The following is a 17,384-nucleotide window of genomic DNA, read 5'->3' as shown; positions in this document are numbered from 1 at the left end:
GCAACACTCCCAGACGCAAACCAACGAATTCGCGCAGCACCCCCCACCCTGAAGCCTGAGTGTTCCGGTGATCCGTGGGCGAGCGCACGGCCCCCACGGTGAACGGGACACCGACGTGGAGGTCCCCGAATGACAGCTCACCGCACAGGCGGCCGGATACTCCGGCGCTGCCTGGCGATCGGTGCCACCCTCGCCCTCGTCCTGGGCCTGGGCTCGACGGCCGGTTCGTTCGCCGCCTCGCCGCGGCCGGCCGCCGTCACCTCCGCCGCTCCCGCGGCGGCCGGCAGCCACTCCGTCACCTACGACGGCTACTCGTTCATGATCGACGGCAAGCGCACCTACCTGTGGTCGGGGGAGTTCCACTACTTCCGGCTGCCCAACCAGGACCTGTGGCGCGACGTGCTGCAGAAGATGAAGGCGGCGGGCTTCAACTCCGTCTCCCTGTACTTCGACTGGGGCTACCACTCCCCGGCGCCGGGCGTCTACGACTTCACCGGCGTGCGGGACGTCGACAAGCTGCTCGACATCGCCGACCAGGTCGGCCTCTACGTCATCGCCCGCCCCGGCCCGTACATCAACGCCGAGGTGGACGGCGGCGGTTTCCCCGGCTGGCTGTCGACGAAGGCGGGCAACACCCGCACCAGCGACCCGCAGTACCTGAAGTACAGCGACGAGTGGCAGACCCAGATCGACCGCATCCTGGCCCGCCACCAGCTCACCGACGGCACCGGCTCGGTCATCGAGTACCAGGTCGAGAACGAGTACTACAACGGCAGCGCCGCCGGCCGCACCTACATGAAGCACCTGGAGGACAAGGCCACCGCCGACGGCATCACCGTGCCCCTGGTCGGCAACAACAACGGCACCTTCAACTCCGGTGACGCGGCGCTGGCCGTGGACGGCGCCGACTCCTACCCGCAGGGCTTCAACTGCAGCAGCCCCACCAAGTGGAACGGCGTCCCGGACATCAGCTACGACCACCCGGCCGGGAAGCCGCTGGAGACCGCCGAGTTCCAGGGCGGCGCCTTCGACCCGTGGGGCGGCCCCGGCTACGACAAGTGCGCGCAGCTGATCAACGACCAGTTCGCGGACGTCTTCTACAAGCAGAACATCGCGGTCGGCGCGACCTCGCAGAGCTTCTACATGACGTACGGCGGCACCAACTGGGGCTGGCTGGGCGAGCCGCAGAACTACACCTCGTACGACTACGGCGCCGCGATCCGTGAGACCCGGCAGCTCGACCCGAAGTACGACCAGGACAAGCTGATCGGCTACTTCACCCAGGCGGTCGCCCCGCTCACCAAGACCGACGCGCTCCCGGCGACGCCCACGGACAACGCCGCGATCGTGGACACCGCGCGGCTCAACCCCGACACCGGCACCCAGTTCCACGTCCTGCGGCACGCAGACTCCACGTCGACCGGCACCGACAGCGCCCACGTCACCATCGACCTCGGCGCCCACCCCGGGTACACCTACGACGACCGGGACAGCGCCCTGGCGTACACCGGCGGCTGGTCCCACGTCGGCTCCGAGCAGAACTACACCGGCGGCGACTACCAGCACACCGAGTCCTTCAGCAGCACCGCGGGCGACAGCATGAGCGTCGGCTTCACCGGCACCGGTGTGAAGTGGATCAGCAACCTCGACGGCAACCACGGCACCGCGGACGTCTATCTGGACGGCGCCAAGGTCAAGACCGTCGACCTGTACGGCGCGAACAAGCAGAACCAGTACGTGGCCTACCAGGCGAGCGGCCTGGCGGCCGGCGCGCACACGCTGAAGATCGTCGTCACCGGGAACAAGAACTCCGCGGCGAGCGGCACCTTCGTGACCGTCGACGCCATCGACGTGGCCACCGGCTCGGCCTCCACCGCGCCCGTCTACACCGTGCCGCAGCAGCCGGGCACCTCGCTCGCGCTGAACGGCCGGCAGAGCAAGATCATCGTGGCCGGATACGACCTCGGCGGCAACCACCTGCAGTACTCCACCTCGGAGATCATGACCAACGCCACCATCGGCGGCCGCGACGTCGCCGTGCTCTACGGCGACCACGGCTCCGACGGCGAGACCGTGCTGAAGTACGCGGCGCGGCCCACGGTCACCGCCACCGGCGGCAGCGTCACCTCGACCTGGGACCCGGCCACCGGCGACCTGCGGCTCAACTACAGCCACACCGGACTGACCCGCGTGCAGATCACCGGCGGCGGCCACCCGCTCCTGCTGCTGCTCGCCGACACCGCCACCGCCAAGACCTTCTGGCGGCAGGACACCGCGGCCGGCCCGGTCCTGGTCCGCGGCACGCACCTGCTGCGCGGCGCGACCGCCCAGGCCGGGACCCTGGCGCTCACCGGCGACAACGGCACCGACCCGGCCATCGAGGTCTTCGGCACCGCGGCCGCGGTCACCTGGAACGGGCACACCGTGCACACCACGGCCACGCCCACCGGCAGCCTCACCGGCTCCGTCGCCACCGCCGCGCCGGTCACCCTGCCCGCCCTCACCGGCTGGAAGCACGTCCAGGAGTCGCCCGAGTCCCAGCCGGGCTTCGACGACTCCGGCTGGCAGGTCGCCGGCAAGATGACCTCCAACAGCACGACCACCCCCGGCAGCCTGCCGGTGCTCTTCGCCGACGACTACGGCTTCCACACCGGGAGCACCTGGTACCGCGGCCGGTTCACCGGCACCGGCAAGGAGACCGGCATCACCCTGTCCGCGCAGAGCGGCGGCCGTGCCGCTGCCTCCTCGGTGTGGCTCAACGGCACCTTCCTCGGCAGCTCCACCGCCGACGGCCAGAAGACCTACACCTTCCCGGCCGGCCTGGTGAAGACCGGTGCGGACGCGAACGACAACGTGATCTCGGTGCTGACCGTCAACATGGGCCACGAGGAGGACTACAACGAGTCCAACGGCAACAAGGCCGCCCGCGGCCTGACCGGGGCCACGCTCACCGGCAACCCGCTGGGCACGGTCACCTGGCGCCTGCAGGGCGTCCGCGGCGGCGAGACCCCGGTCGACACCGTGCGCGGACCGCTCAACACCGGCGGCCTGTACGGCGAGCGCGCCGGCTACATGCTGCCCGGGTACCCGACCGGCGGCTGGCAGCCGGTCACCCTGCCGGCCACCGACACCACGCCCGGCGTCTCCTGGTACAGCACCACGGTCGCCCTGGACCTGCCCAAGGGCCAGGACACCTCGCTGGGCCTGAGCATCACCGACGACCCGTCCCGCGAGTACCGCGCCGAGCTGTACGTCAACGGCTGGGACGTCGGCAACTACGTCAACTACCTCGGCCCGCAGCACAGCTTCCCGGTGCCCGACGGCATCCTGAACCCCAACGGCAGCAACACCGTGGCCATCGCGGTCTGGAACCTGGACGGCTCCACGGGCGGGCTCGGCAAGGTCGCGCTGACGAACTACGGCAGCTACGCCTCCTCGCTCACCGTCGCCCAGAACGACAGTCCCCGGTACGACCCGGCCGCCTACCGGATGCCGGCCGCACCGCGCTCCTCGGTCAGTCTCGCGGTGCCCGGATCGGTGAGCGGCGGGCAGCACTTCACCGCCACCGCGACGGTCAGCGTCCCGGCCGGCGCGCCGCCCGCCACGTCGGTCACCGCGGCACTCGCCGCGCCCGACGGGTGGACGGTCGGCGCCGCGTCCACACCGCCGTCGGTCGCCCGGATCGACGGCGGCGGCTCGGCCACCTTCAGCTGGGACGTCACCGCGCCCCAGAACCCGGCCAAGGCGAGCCCGCTGACGGCCACCGCGACCCTGCGGCAGGCCGGCCGCACCGCCACACCCGCCGACACGCGGTTCACCGGCTCCGTGCCGGCGCCGCCGCCCGCGGGCGCGGACCAGGTCAGCGACCTGACATGGCTGTCGGCGACCAACGGGTGGGGGCCGGTCGAACGTGACCAGAGCGTCGGCAACACCGCGGCGAACGACGGCACCCCGCTGAAGCTCGGCGGCACCACCTACGCCAAGGGGCTGGGCACCAACTCGCCCAGCGACGTCCAGGTCTATCTGGCCGGCGGCTGCAGCCGCTTCACCGCGACCGTCGGAGTCGACAACGGCGACCCGGGGACCGTCACCTTCTCCGTGATCCTGGACGGCAAGGTGCTCACCACCACGCCCGTCCTCAACGGGAAGTCGGCGCCGGTCGCCCTCGACGTCCCCGTCAGCGGCGGTCAGGTCCTCGACCTGTCCGTGGGCGACGGCGGGGACGGCAACGGCAACGACCACGGCGACTGGGGCAACCCGATCGTGACCTGCCAGGGGAGCTGAACCCCCCCACGTCACGGAACCGCCGCACCGGGGGCACAACCCGCCCCCGGTGCGGCGGTTTTCGTGTCCCCGGGCACCGATACAGTGATGCGTGAGGAGGGAACCCGAGGCAACCTTCTCGCATCTGACATTTGTTGGGCCCGGTGCCATGAACGCGGCACACGCGCCCGGGGGCGGGACCGGCCGAGCGCCGGGAGTCGAGGGGGCTGCGTGTCCTGGGATCAGTACGACATGGCCGGGGGAGCGGGCGGCGGGGACGCCGGCCCGCCCGGGGGCTTCACCCTGCCGCCCTTCCCGCCGGCGCCGCCGCCGGGGCCGCCCGTGGTCCCGGCCGGCCCCGCCGACCGCGTGCGGGCCCTCGCCGTGGCCGTGCTCAACCTCAGCGGGCTCGGGCTGGGCTACGCGCTGCTGCGCCGCTGGTTCGCCATGGTGGTGTGCTGGGCCGCGACCGCCGCGCTGCTGGTGGCGGCGCTGCCCGCGGACGCCGAGGGGGTGTCACGCGGCGTCCTGGCCGCCTACCTGGCGTTCCTGGCGCTGGCGGCCGTGCACGGTGCCAGGCGCGGTCTGCGCACTCCGCTGAGCCGGCCTCCCCGCGCGCCGATCGCGCTGCTGCTGGGCCTGGTGATGCTCGCGGTGCCGGCCGGGGCCGTCGCCGCCTACGGCGGGGCCCAGGACGAGGCCACCCAGAAGATGCTGCTGGAACACCTCGACCACGCCGACCGGCTGGTGCGGGCCGCCAAGGCCAAGCCCTTCGCCGCGGCCCAGCCCGACTACCGCACGGCGCTGGCCGCCTACCGGGACCTTAGCCAGAACCACCCGGGCTCCCGTGCGGCGCGGCGCGTCCCGGACCGGCTGGCCGCCTACTACACGGCCGTCGGCGCGCCCTTCGCGCAGAAGAGGTACTGCGACGCGATCGCCCCGCTGACCTATCTGCGCACGGTGCCCGCCTCCTACGGCAAGCCCGGCGTCGGCGCGCTCGCCACCTGGCCCGACGACCGGCTGGCGACGTCGCTCTACGAGTGCGGGGTGGCCGACCTGGCCAAGGACCCGTCGGCGTCCGGCGGCAGCGGCGACCACCTCAGCGAACTGCTCACCCTCTTCCCGGCGTCCCCGCAGGCCGCGAAGGTCGAACCGGCCGTCCGGTCCACCATCGGCGGCGCCGCCGCGGGCCTGCACGGCAAGGACCCGTGCTCGGCCACCGAGCGGCTGCGGCAGCTCGGCAAGCGGGCCGCGGCGCTCCCCGGCGACAACGCCGGGCTGACCGCGGCCCTGACCAAGGACTCGCGGCAGGCCGACGGGTACGTCGAGTCCGGCACCTACGCCTGCGGCGTGCACCAGTACCGCAGCGGGGACTTCCCCGGCGCGGTGGAGACCATGAACGGCTTCGCGCAGAAGTACCCGCACGACCGGAACCGGGCGCTGGCCCAGAAGATCTCCATCGCGGCCCGGGTCGCCCAGGTGGAGCCCGCCGCCGGGCACCGCCTCCCGACCACCGCGTCCGGCGGCAGCATCCCGATCACCGTCAGCAACGACAGCCCGGAGGCGACGGAGGTGTTCTTCACCGGCCCGGTCACCGGTAGCTTCACGCTGAGCGCCTGCGGCAGCTGCCACGCGTACACCGACGCGGCCGCGGGCCGGACCTCGGCGTGCAAGAGCGGCAAGAACTACCCGAAGAAGACGCTCAACCTCCCGGCGGGCACCACGTACTTCATGTACACCTCCGGCGAGAAGTCGAGCCGCAACACGCCCGGCGGCGACACCGTCAAGCTCCAGTACGGCTACATCTACACGGAGTGCACGTTCAACGTGAACGCGTCGTTCAGCCTGTAGCCGCGCGGCCGCGGCGGAGGGGCGGCCGGCGTGGCGGGCGGGCCGGGGATCACCGCGGCCCGCCCGTGCGCGTCACTCCGCGATGCCGCGGGTGAGCAGGACGACGGTGATGAACGTGCGGTACAGCCGCAGCGGGTCGCTGTCCGTCATCCGCACGGTCACCGCGTCGCCGGGAACGGTCTCGACGCCCGCGATCCAGGTGGCCATCTCGGCCAGGTCGGGGTTGCGCATCCGCACGGTGAGCGTCGCGGGCAGCTCGATCCGCGGCGGCCGCGCCGCGGCCAGCCCCTCCACCGCCCGGCGCGCGGCGTCCCGGATCACCTCGCGGGCGTCCTCCGGGTGCAGGCTGTCGGCCGAGAACCGGGACACCGAGGACTTCACCACGGCGGGGACGACACCCGGGCAGAAGGGCTCGGCCTCGGCCGCGGTCGTCTCGTCCCCGGTGATCAGCACCACCGGCACCCCGTGCGCGAGCGCGACCAGGGCGTTGATGCCGCTCTCGCCGGCCAGGACGTCGTTGAGCCGCACCTCGCTGATCGCCAGCGGGTTGTAGGTGTGCGACAGCGTGGCCCGCGGGCCCGACATCGACCCGTGGTAGGACACGAAGAAGATGCCGTCGAACGAGCTGTCCAGGCCCTGCATCATGTACAGCGGCTTGTGCCGGCCCGACAGGTAGCGGGCCCGGCCGGCCAGCGCGTCCGGCCGCAGGTTGGCCATGGTGGAGTGCGAGTCGTTGACCAGGAAGCGGCTCGCGCCGCCGGCCTGCGCGCCCTCGATGGCGGCGTTGACCTCCTCCTGGAGCAGCGTGCGGTAGTACGTGTACTCGGGCTGCCCCGGGCGGCACTGCCCCCAGTCGACGACACCCGCCGTCCCTTCCATGTCCGAGGAGATGAAGATCTTCGGTCCGGCGGTCTCGCGCGCGTCGGTCACCGCGCCGGCTCCCGTCTCTCGTGTGTCGCTCACAGCACCACCCGGGGCCGGAACTCGGGCTCGGTCGACGACTCGGTCATCAGGACGTAGACGCTGCCCTCCTGACCGGCGGCGCCGCCGTGGCGCCCGTCCGGGGTGAGAGCGAGGGCGCGCAGCTCGGAGCGGTAGTCGTCCGGGAGGGTCGCGGCGTCGGCGAGGGCCGTCCGGCACGCCGAGGCCGGGTCCTGGCCCGCCGCCATCAGGTCGACGATCGAGCGGGCGGTGCCGCCGCGCATGCTCAGCTCGCCGCGGCCGGTGCACGCGGCGCCCCCGGCCCGCAGGTCGCACCAGTTGCCGGCGCCGGGCAGCGCCGAATCGCCCACGCGGCCGGGGTACTTGTACGGATAACCGGAGGTCGAGACCCCGACGCACATCTCCCCGGTCGCGTCCAGGGCGATGATGTTGATCGTTCCCCACAGGCCCTCGTGAGGCGCGAGGCGGCGGATCAGGGCGAGCGCGCTCTCCCGGTACCGCTGGTCGCCGTCGGTCGCGGCGGTGTTCTCGCCCTCCACCGCCTCCCGGGAGTCGGTGACCTGCTTGCGCCACTGCTCGCGCGAGGCGTCGGTGAGCAGGTCCGCGGTGGTGAAGCCGCACTCCTCGGCGAACAGCGCGGCGCCCTCGCCGACGAGCAGGCTGTGCTGCGGCAGCTTCTCGAGGACCGCGCGGGCCACCGAGATCGGGTTCGGGTAGTTCTTCAGGGCCGCCACCGCGCCGAACTGCCGTCCGGAGCCCAGCATCAGGGACGCGTCGAGCTCCACCTCGCCCCGCGCGTTGGGCAGTCCCGCGGTGCCCACGTAGTGGTCCGCCGGGTTGTCCTCGCACCGGCGCATCGCGGCCTCGACTGCGTCCAGCGCGGAGCCGCCGCGCCTGAGCACCTCCATGCCGGCCGGTATGCCGGCCTCGCTGCGCTCACTGCCGATGATCAGCGGATCCGCCATGGTTCTCCTGTCCGAGTGCCGCCCGGCGGGATCCCCGCCGGTTCGCCGGAGCATACGTGTATCGCGCAACTTCCGGTGCGGTGGCAGTCTCGCATCCGGTCCGGCGCTCGTACAGTCACGATCCGCCAACGGCCGCGGCCCCCGGCCGGCCCGTCGCCGGGAGGCGACGGTGCCGGTCAGGGGCCGGTTTCGGTGCAGTGGGGGCGGGGCGCGGTGCCCGGCGTGCCGCCGGGCTCCGGGTCGCCGGTCGGCTACTCGACCTCCACCCAGTCCAGGGTCCGGTCGACCGCCTTCTTCCAGCCCTTGTAGCCCTCCTCGCGCTGCTCCTCGGACCACCTGGGCTCCCAGCGCTTCGACTCGTGCCAGTGCTCGCGCAGTTCGTCGGTGTCCCGCCAGAAGCCCACGGCCAGACCCGCGGCGTACGCGGCGCCCAGCGCGGTGGTCTCGGCGACGACGGGACGGCTGACCGGGACGCCGAGGACGTCCGCCTGCGTCTGCATGCACAGGTCGTTGGCGGTCACGCCGCCGTCGACCTTGAGCACGTCCAGGTGCACCCCGGAGTCCTGCTCCATGGCCACGACGACGTCGCGGCTCTGGTAGCAGATGGACTCCAGGGTCGCCCGCGCCAGGTGCCCGTTGTTGTGGAACCGGGCGAGGCCGACGATGGCGCCGCGGGCGTCCGAGCGCCAGTAGGGCGCGAAGAGGCCGGAGAAGGCCGGCACGAAGTAGATGCCGTCGCTGCCGTCGACGGTCTTGGCCAGCCGCTCGCTCTCCGCGGCGTCGGTGATGGCGTGGAGCTGGTCCCGCAGCCACTGCACCGCGGATCCGGTGACGGCGATGGAGCCCTCGAGCGCGTAGACGGCCGGCTGGTCGCCGAACTTGTAGGCCACGGTGGTGATCAGCCCGTGCTCCGAACGCACCGCCTCGGTACCGGTGTTGAGCAGGAGGAAGTTACCGGTGCCGTAGGTGTTCTTGGCCTCGCCGGGGGTGAAGCAGACCTGGCCGACCGTGGCGGCCTGCTGGTCGCCGAGCACACCCGCGATGGGGATGGGGGCGTTCAGCGGGCGCGAGGTGCGGGTCTTGCCGAACGCCTCGGGGTGCGAGGACGGGTAGATCTTCGGCAGCATCGCGCGCGGGATGCCGAAGATGCCCAGCAGTTCGTCGTCCCAGTCCAGCGTCTCCAGGTCCATCAGCATGGTGCGGCTGGCGTTGGTGACGTCGGTGGCGTGGATGCCGCCGTTGGGGCCGCCGGTGAGGTTCCACAGCACCCAGCAGTCGGTGGTGCCGAACACGGCGTTGCCCTGCTCGGCCGCCTCCCGCACGCCCTCGACGTTCTCCAGGATCCACTTGATCTTGCCGCCGGAGAAGTAGGTCGCGGGCGGCAGGCCGGCCCGGCGCCTGATCAGGTCGCCGTGGCCGTCGCGCTCCAGCGCCTTGGCGATGGAGTCGGTCCTGGTGTCCTGCCAGACGATCGCGTTGCAGTACGGACGGCCGTTGCGCGGGTCCCACACGACGGTGGTCTCGCGCTGGTTGGTGATGCCGATCGCGGCGAGGTCGGTCGCCGAGATGCCGGCGGTCCGCACCGCGTTCTGGATCGCGACGTTGGTGCGCTCCCAGATCTCGATCGGGTCGTGCTCGACCCAACCGGGCTTCGGCAGGTACTGAGTGTGCTCCAACTGGTGTTTGGCCACCTCGTTGCCGTCGTGGTCGAAGATCATGAAGCGGCTGCTGGTGGTGCCTTGGTCCACCGCGCCGACGAAGTCCGCCATGCCTGCTGCCTCTCGTGCGTGGAGCGCGCCCCGAGGGGTGCGGCCGCGCTCCTGGGATCGGTTGCGCCTGGTCGGTCAGGCCTCGGGCGCCGGAACGCGGCCGGGGGGCTCGGGTTCGGCGGTGGGCAGGAAGCGCCCGATGAACAGCTTGTAGGCCACAGCGCCGACGAGCCCCCCGATGAGCGGGCCGGCGATGGGCACCCACCAGTAGAGGTTGCCCCACTGATCACGCCAGGCATGGTGATGGCCGGTGATGAAGCTGGCGAGCCGGGGACCGAGGCCACGCGCCGGGTTGATCGCGTACCCGGCGTTGGTGCCGAAGGCCATCCCGATCGCCGCCACGACCAGGCCGATGACGAAGGGCGCCAGGTTGGCGCCGCGAACGCGCCGAGGAACTGCGCCACCCAGTACGGCAGCACCTTCCGCCACGGAAACCCTTTGAACGCCGCCAGTGCCAGGGTCACCGCCGGGTTCAGGTGGGCGCCGCTGAGCCGTGCCGCGACGTAGACGCCGAGCGTGACGCCCAGCCCCCACGCCCAGGCGATGCTGTCGTGGTTGCCCAGTCCGCCTTTCGGATCGGTCAGTGCACCGCCGGCGACGACCTGGGCCACCACGCCGACGCCGAACAGGATGAGGATGAGCGTGCCGGTGAACTCCGCCGACAGCTCGCCCGTCAGTCCTGCTGCGCGTACACGTTTCACCATGGGTTCCTGCTTCCTGCCGGTCGTTTCCGCCCGGCTGCGGTTCGCTGGAATGCGCTCCGCCCTCACACCGAAACACGTGGCGCCGTGTCCTGGCGCGCGCTGCTGCGCCGTACGGACGACAGGGGCGACGAGGAACCGGTGCGGGGGCGGATCGGGATCGTCGGGGACAGGGGGACTATCCGGCGGCCAGCAGGGCGCTGAGAGCGGACGCCTGCGTCCGCCAGTCGCGCACGTTCGGGGCCGACGACGTGCCGCCGCCCGCCCATCGCTCGCCCAGCCGGTTGAGGCTGTCGCGGTCGGCGTTCCATACAGTGTCCGCCTGGGTGGCGGCGAAGGCGCCGTACGCGTTGCCGGTGACGGAGTCCAGATCCTGCAGGTAGCGCATGAAGACCCCCTTGAACTGCTTGCCGTTGTCGTCGCAGCCGCCGGTCGCGGTGTCGCACGACTCGGTGAGCACGCCCCCGCTGACCAGCGCCGGGGAGGCCACGGCGGCGTCGGCCAGCCGCCGGGCGGTGGCCAGCGCGCTGGCGTCCCCGGTCGCCCGCCAGATCTCCACGCCCGCGCCGATGGCCAGGCCCTGGTTGTAACTCCACACCGTCTGGGCGTTGTTGGCGCATCCGCTGGTCAGCCCGTCGTTCACCAGGCCGGAGCCGTTGATCAGCCCGCTGGCGGTGAACCAGTGCCAGGCCGTGGTCGCCCGGCCCAGCCAGAGGGTGTCGCCGCTGATGCGGTTGTGCAGTTCGGCGGTGATCCGCACCCACAGGCCGTTGGTCACGGCGTTCTTGTAGGTGCGCTCCCGGTCCCACCACACCCCGCCGCCGCAGGTGCTCGTGTCCCACAGGCCGTTGACGTAGTTCGCGATGGTCACGGCCTCGTCGAGGTAGCGGCTGTCGTGGGTGAGGTCGTACGCGTCGAGCCAGGCCAGCGCCCACCACTCGGAGTCGTCGGTGGAGCGGCTGATGAAGTCGCCCTCGATCGGGTCGGAACTGCGGGCGCCGGCCGGGAAGGACACGCGGTCGACCTGGTAGGTGCGGTCGACGATCCAGGCGTGCCGGGTGTCCCCGGTCTGCCGCATGTAGTCGATCACGGTGGCCAGGGCGACCGCCGAGTTCCACCAACTCGACGGCCAGTAGGCGGTGTTGGGGTCATAGGAATACATCAGGGCGTCCGCCGCGGCGGCGTCGCGGCTGACCGCGGGACGGGCCCAGGCGGTGCAGCTGCCGTTCTGGCCCTCCACCGCGCGCCCGCAGGCCCGGACCGCGCCGCCGTAGAGCCGGCCCAGCGGGTCGCTGGTGTTGATCTTCACGGTGCGGGTGCCGGTGCCGCCCGCCGGGACGCTGGTGCGGCCCATCGAGGAGCCGTCGGGCCAGTCGGCGCCGCTGTCCCAGGACCGGTCCATCCACACCTCGTCGCCCGCCTTGCCGGAGGCGATCGTGGCCCAGGCCATGCCGGAGGAGTCGGTGTGCAGGGCGATGGTCCGCCCCGACAGGGTGGCCGGCGCGACCGGACGGCTGTCGCCGCCGGCGGCGTCGCTGCCGTCGCAGACTGCCGCGCACACCTTCAGGTGCGCCCACTGCGTGCAGCTCACGCCCTGCGCGTCACCGCAGGCCCGCAGCACCGCGCGGCGGTGGTTCGAGGGGTCGTAGAGGTTGTACATCAGGGTCCGGGTCCCGGTCCACGCGGACGGGATCCACGCCTTGCCGAGCAGGCCGTCCCAGGTGCTGCCGCCGTCCCAGGACCGGTCGAGCCAGACCGAGTCGTCGACCTGGCCGTGGTCGATGCTCGCCCAGGCCATGCCGGTCACGTCGTCCACGTGCAGTTCCAGCAGCCGCCCGTTGACCGTCACGTTCGGGACCGGGAAGGTCTCCTGCGCGGCCTTCGACGGGTCGAGGGTGTCGCACGCCAGCGCGCAGACGGTGGTGGCGGCCTGCGGCGCGGATGCCGCGGCCGGGGTGCTCGCCGAGGCCGCCCAGGCGGGCGTCACGAGCAGCAGCAGAGCCGTCAGGAGCGCGCACCACAGCGCCGCCGACGGGGATGAGGTGGGTAACGCAGGCAACTTCCGTAACACCGGTGTCCGCACGGGTTCCCCTTCGCGCCGTCAACTCCGTTGATTTCCAACGTTGTACGACACGCAGGACACCGTTGTCCATGTCCGGTCAAGAATTGGCGCACAGGCCGCCGCCGGGGTTCGTCCGGTGGAAAGGGCGCGCCCCCGGGCCGGCCGTCGCCGGCCCGGGGGCGCCGGGGTGCTCCCGGCTCAGGAGGAGGCCAGGCTCCGCTCCGGCAGGTGCAGCGCGCGCAGGATGCCCTCGACGCTCTGCTTCGCGTCGCCGAACAGCATCCGGCTGTTCTCCCGGAAGAACAGCGGGTTCTGCACCCCCGCGTACCCCGAGGCCATCGACCGCTTGAAGACGATGACGTTCTCCGACTCCCACACCCGCAGCACCGGCATGCCCGCGATCGGGCTCGACGGATCCTCGGTGGCCGCCGGGTTCACCGTGTCGTTGGCGCCGATGACGAGCACCACCGAGGTCGCGGCGAAGTCGTCGTTGATCTCGTCCATCTCCAGCACCACGTCGTAGGGCACATTGGCCTCGGCGAGGAGCACGTTCATGTGCCCCGGCAGCCGGCCGGCCACCGGGTGGACCCCGAACCTGACCTCGACGCCGCGCTCCCGCAGCACCCGCGTCAGCTCGGCCACCGGATGCTGCGCCTGGGCCACCGCCATCCCGTAGCCGGGCGTGATGATCACCGAGGTGGCGTTCTGCAGCAGCTCGGCGGTCTCCTCGGCGGTGGTCTCCCGGTGCTCGCCGGTCTCCGCCTCGCCGTGGCTGGGCGCCTCGATGCCGAAGCCGCCCGCGATGACGGAGATGAACGAGCGGTTCATCGCCTTGCACATGATGTACGACAGGTACGCACCGGAGGAGCCGACCAGCGCGCCCGTGACGATCAGCAAGTTGTTGTCGAGCAGGAACCCGGCCGCGGCCGCCGCCCAGCCCGAGTAGCTGTTGAGCATCGACACCACGACCGGCATGTCACCGCCGCCGATCGACGCGACCAGGTGCCAGCCCAGGGCCAGCGCCACGACCGTGACGGCGATGATCAGCCCCAGCCCGGGACTCGCCACGAACCAGACCGTCAGCCCCACGAAGACCGCCAGGGCGCCGACGTTGAGGAGGTTCTTGCCGGGCAGCATCAGCGGACGCGACTTGATCCTGGCGGACAGCTTCAGGAACGCGATGATCGAGCCGGTGAAGGTGACGGCGCCGATGAAGATGCCGATGAACACCTCGGCGTGGTGGATGCGCAGCAGGTTCGAGGCGATCTCGGTCTGCGCGGAGCCGCGCGCCTCCACGTCCAGGTAGCTGTTCCAGCCCACCAGGACCGCGGAGAGGCCGACGAAGCTGTGCAGCATGGCGATGAGTTCCGGCATCCCGGTCATCTCCACCACGCGGGCCCGCCACAGGCCGATACCCGCGCCGACGGCCATCGCGACCAGGACGAGCAGCACCGCGCCACCGGAGATGTGCCGCCCGGCGAACACGATGGTGGCGACCAGCGCGAGCGCCATCCCGCCGATGCCGAAGACCACGCCGGCGCGGGAGGTGCGGTGCTGGGAGAGCCCGGCCAGGCTGAGAATGAACAGCAGCGCGGCGACGACGTCCGCGGACTGCATGGCTGTACTGGCGTTCATGCTTCGACCTCAGCCTTTCGTGAACATGCTGAGCATGCGACGGGTGACGGCGAACCCACCGAAGATGTTGATGCTGGTGAGCAGGATCGCCGCGAACGACAGCACGGACACGGCCACCCGGTCGTGGCCGAACTGCAGCAGCGCCCCGATGATCACGATGCCGGAGATCGCGTTGGTCACCGACATCAGCGGGGTGTGCAGTGCGTGGTGGACCTTGCCGATGACGTAGTAGCCGATGACGACGGCCAGCACGAACACCGTGAAGTTCCCTACGAGTTGCGTCGGGGAGAAGGCGATCAGCAGGAACAGGGCGAGCATGCCCAGGGCGATCAGCCCGTACCGGCCGGCGGGCGACAGGCGCCGTTTCTCCTGGGCCGGCGCCGCGGGGACGGGCGCCGGGGCGGCCGCGGGCGCGGCCGACACCTGGACCGGCGGTGGCGGCCAGGTCTTCTCGCCGTCGCGGGCCACCGTCACCGAGCGCTGCACCACGTCGTCGAAGTCGAGGGCGAGCCGGCCGTCCTTCTCCGGGGTCAGCAGTTTCAGCAGGTTGACCAGGTTGGTGCCGTAGAGCTGGGACGCCTGGGCCGGCAGCCGGCCCGCCAGGTCGGTGTAGCCGATGATCGTCACGCCGTTCTCGGTGACCACCGCCCGCCCGGCGACCGTGCCCGCGACGTTGCCGCCCTGGGCGGCGGCCATGTCCACGATGACGCTGCCCGGTTTCATCGCGGCCACGTCCGCCGCGGTGATCAGCCGCGGAGCCGGCCGGCCCGGGATGAGGGCCGTGGTGATGATGACGTCGACGTCGGCGGCCTGCTCGGAGTAGATCTCCGCGGCCCGCCGGTCGTACTCCTCCGAGGTCGCCTTGGCGTAACCGTCCGTCCCGGCCTCCTGCTCGACCTCCACGGCGAGGAACTCGCCCCCCAGCGAGCGCACCTGGTCGGCGACCTCGGGACGCGGGTCGGTGGCGCGCACCACCGCGCCCAGGCTCCCGGCCGCGCCGATCGCCGCGAGACCGGCCACCCCGGCGCCCGCCACCAGCACCTTCGCCGGGGGCACCTTGCCCGCGGCCGTCACCTGGCCGGTGAAGAAGCGCCCGAAGACATGGGCGGCCTCGATGACCGCCCGGTAGCCGGCGATGTTGGCCATCGAGCTGAGGACGTCCATCGACTGCGCACGCGAGATACGCGGTACCGCGTCCATCGCGAGCGCGGTGATGGGCCGCGCGGCCAGCTCGTCCAGCAGCTCCGGCGACTGCCCCGGGGCGAGCAGCCCGATCAGGGTCGCGCCCTCGCGCAGCCGCGCGATCTCCTCGGGCGAGGGCGCGTTGACCTTCAGGACGACGTCCGCCCGCCAGGCGTCGCCGACCCGGGCCCCGGCGTCGGTGTAGGCGTCGTCGGAGAAGCCCGACGCGGTGCCGGCCCCCGACTCGACGACGACCTCGTAGCCGAGGCCGAGGAGCTGACGGACGGTCTGGGGCGTGGCCGCCACCCGGGTCTCCCCGGTGCTCGACTCGGCCACGACCCCGATCTGTTGTGCCGCGGTTTCGGACATCGCGCTCCCCTCTCACCTGGCGATGGGACGACGAAAAGGAACATCGGACAAGGCATCGGTACGGACGGGCAGCGGGCGGGAACAACGGACTGCCCTGCGATGCATCCCCAGACAGTGGAGGAGCGCCCCGCACAGCACAAGGAGCAGTGGATGTGGTCTGCCGCACCTTACGGGCCCGGTGGGCCGCGCAAAAGACCCCGTCCGCGGCCCGCGGGGGCCGTGCGCGGGCGTGCGACGGCCCGGGAACCGCCGTGGCGGCGGGCCCCGGGCCGGGGGAACGGTGCCCGGACGGCCCATCGGTTGGGCGCGTCCGAACGGAGGAACGCGGCGGCTACTGGATGCCGTTCTCCTTGCACGCCTGGGCGAACTCGGCGGTGCAGATCTGGGCGGTGGTGTACATGCCGTCCTTGACCACGGTGTCCTTGATGTTCGCCTTCGTCACCGAGACCGCGGTCAGCAGTTTGGCCGGCACGCTCTGGCCGGAGCCGCTGGTGGCCGTGGTGTCCGCGACGGACGTGACGGCCTTGCCCTGCAGCAGGTCCACGGCGATCTCGGCGGTCGCGTCGGCCTCCGGCTTGTACGCCTTGTAGACGGTCGCGGACTGGGCGCCGGCCAGGATCCGCTGGATCGCGGTCAGGTCCGCGTCCTGCCCGGTGAGCGGCACGTGCATCCCGGCGCCCTTGAGGGCGGTGGCGATACCGCCGGCCATGGTGTCGTTCGCCGAGTAGACGCCGACGATGTTCTTCGCGCCGATCTGGGTGATGGCCGCCGTCACCTTCTGGTTGGCGACGGTGTCCTTCCACAGACCGCTCTGCTCGTAGGCGACGGCCACCTTGCCGTCGAGCACCTTGTGCGCGCCCGCCTTGAACTGGGCGGCGTTCGGGTCGGCGTCGTCGCCGTTGATCATCACGATCTTCGCCTGCGGGGTCGCCTTGGGGCCGAGCGCGTCGAGCAGCGCCTGGCCCTGCAGTTCGCCGACCTTCTCGTTGTCGTACGACACGTAGGCCGAGACCGGACCCTGCGCGAGCCGGTCGTACGCCACGACCTTGATGCCCTTGTCGACGGCGGACTGCACCGAGGAGCGGATGCCCACCGAGTCCTGGGCGTCCAGGATGAGCACCTTCACGCCCTTGGTGACCATGGTGTTCACCTGCTGCGCCTGCTTGGACGCGTCACCGGCGGCGTTGTCGTACGTCACCGTGCAGTCCGGGCACAGCTCCTTGATCTTCGCCACCATCAGCGGCTTGTCGAACCGCTCGTAGCGGGCGGTGACGGTGTCCGGCAGCAGGATGCCGATCGACTTGCCCGAACCGGACGCGTTGTCCGACTTCTTGTCTCCGGCCTTGCCGCACGCGGCCAACGCCAGGGCCATCGACACGACGGCCGTCCCCACGATCACCCGACGCCTCATCGCGGTCATCGAACACTGCCTCCCCGGAGGGGCCGCAACACCGCGGCCCAAGTGACCGTGAGTCAACTCGGACCGTGGGTCGTGCGTCAATAAGCCGACACCAAGAGAATTGCTCCTAGCCGGAGTTGGGTGCGCTCCCAGCGGTGGACTCCGGGTCCTGACGAGGGTGGTTCGTCAAATAGTGCGCCGGAGTGTCCGGATGACGCACGGGGGATTGGGTCAAAGTCGGAAGTA

9 protein-coding genes and 1 pseudogene are annotated in these 17,384 nt (G+C 71.6%); 2 read left to right on the top strand and 8 right to left on the bottom strand.

Annotation, left to right across the window (positions count from 1 at the left end; translation table 11 throughout):
- Nucleotides 1–129 precede the first annotated feature (129 nt).
- Both K7862_RS14390 and K7862_RS14385 read left to right on the top strand, forming a co-directional pair.
- On the top strand, nt 130–4,284 hold the full coding sequence (locus K7862_RS14390) for a beta-galactosidase (RefSeq protein WP_222962953.1): 4,155 nt from the start codon (nt 130–132) through the stop codon (nt 4,282–4,284).
- Between the two features lie 210 nt (nt 4,285–4,494).
- Nucleotides 4,495–6,114 (top strand): tol-pal system YbgF family protein, encoded by a 1,620-nt coding sequence (locus K7862_RS14385; RefSeq protein WP_308011985.1) that lies wholly within the window; start codon nt 4,495–4,497, stop codon nt 6,112–6,114.
- A gap of 72 nt (nt 6,115–6,186) precedes the next feature.
- On the opposite strand, the gene K7862_RS14380 is transcribed toward K7862_RS14385, so the two are convergent.
- The 8 genes and pseudogenes from K7862_RS14380 to K7862_RS14345 all read right to left on the bottom strand — a co-directional run bounded on the left by K7862_RS14380 (nt 6,187) and on the right by K7862_RS14345 (nt 17,159).
- A complete protein-coding gene (locus K7862_RS14380) occupies nt 6,187–7,077 on the bottom strand; it encodes a M55 family metallopeptidase (protein WP_308011984.1) in 891 nt (296 codons plus the stop codon).
- Entirely contained in the window at nt 7,074–8,021 is a 948-nt protein-coding gene (locus tag K7862_RS14375; RefSeq protein WP_222962952.1) for a glycosylasparaginase, read from the bottom strand. Before K7862_RS14375 ends, K7862_RS14380 begins: the two co-directional genes overlap by 4 nt.
- A 251-nt stretch (nt 8,022–8,272) precedes the next feature.
- Nucleotides 8,273–9,790, bottom strand: coding sequence for a glycerol kinase GlpK (gene glpK / locus K7862_RS14370; RefSeq protein WP_222962951.1), 1,518 nt, complete (start codon nt 9,788–9,790; stop codon nt 8,273–8,275).
- A gap of 75 nt (nt 9,791–9,865) precedes the next feature.
- A pseudogene (locus K7862_RS14365) lies at nt 9,866–10,494 on the bottom strand (MIP/aquaporin family protein).
- 175 nt (nt 10,495–10,669) lie between these two features.
- Nucleotides 10,670–12,550: a glycoside hydrolase family 76 protein gene (locus K7862_RS14360; protein ID WP_308011983.1), complete on the bottom strand. Its 1,881-nt coding sequence runs from the start codon at nt 12,548–12,550 to the stop codon at nt 10,670–10,672.
- 201 nt (nt 12,551–12,751) lie between these two features.
- The gene (gene pntB, locus K7862_RS14355) at nt 12,752–14,188 is read right to left on the bottom strand and encodes a Re/Si-specific NAD(P)(+) transhydrogenase subunit beta (protein ID WP_222962950.1); all 1,437 of its coding nucleotides are present in this window, start codon (nt 14,186–14,188) and stop codon (nt 12,752–12,754) included.
- Nucleotides 14,189–14,197: 9 nt separating this feature from the next.
- A complete protein-coding gene (locus K7862_RS14350) occupies nt 14,198–15,739 on the bottom strand; it encodes a Re/Si-specific NAD(P)(+) transhydrogenase subunit alpha (protein ID WP_222962949.1) in 1,542 nt (513 codons plus the stop codon).
- Between the two features lie 331 nt (nt 15,740–16,070).
- Nucleotides 16,071–17,159 (bottom strand): sugar ABC transporter substrate-binding protein, encoded by a 1,089-nt coding sequence (locus K7862_RS14345; RefSeq protein ID WP_222962948.1) that lies wholly within the window; start codon nt 17,157–17,159, stop codon nt 16,071–16,073.
- Nucleotides 17,160–17,384 lie beyond the last annotated feature (225 nt).

Source organism: Actinacidiphila acidipaludis, assembly GCF_019890725.1.
Classification (GTDB): domain Bacteria; phylum Actinomycetota; class Actinomycetes; order Streptomycetales; family Streptomycetaceae; genus Actinacidiphila; species Actinacidiphila acidipaludis.
Note: the sequence above shows the minus strand (reverse complement) of the source record. Positions and strands in the feature narration are given on the sequence as shown.

Coding starts and splice junctions, on each gene's coding strand:
- K7862_RS14345 (WP_222962948.1), bottom strand. CDS start 17,159: ATGACCGCGATGAGGCGTCGGGTGATCGTGGGGACGGCCGTCGTGTCG.
- K7862_RS14375 (WP_222962952.1), bottom strand. CDS start 8,021: ATGGCGGATCCGCTGATCATCGGCAGTGAGCGCAGCGAGGCCGGCATA.
- pntB (WP_222962950.1), bottom strand. CDS start 14,188: ATGAACGCCAGTACAGCCATGCAGTCCGCGGACGTCGTCGCCGCGCTG.
- K7862_RS14390 (WP_222962953.1), top strand. CDS start 130: ATGACAGCTCACCGCACAGGCGGCCGGATACTCCGGCGCTGCCTGGCG.
- K7862_RS14350 (WP_222962949.1), bottom strand. CDS start 15,739: ATGTCCGAAACCGCGGCACAACAGATCGGGGTCGTGGCCGAGTCGAGC.
- glpK (WP_222962951.1), bottom strand. CDS start 9,790: ATGGCGGACTTCGTCGGCGCGGTGGACCAAGGCACCACCAGCAGCCGC.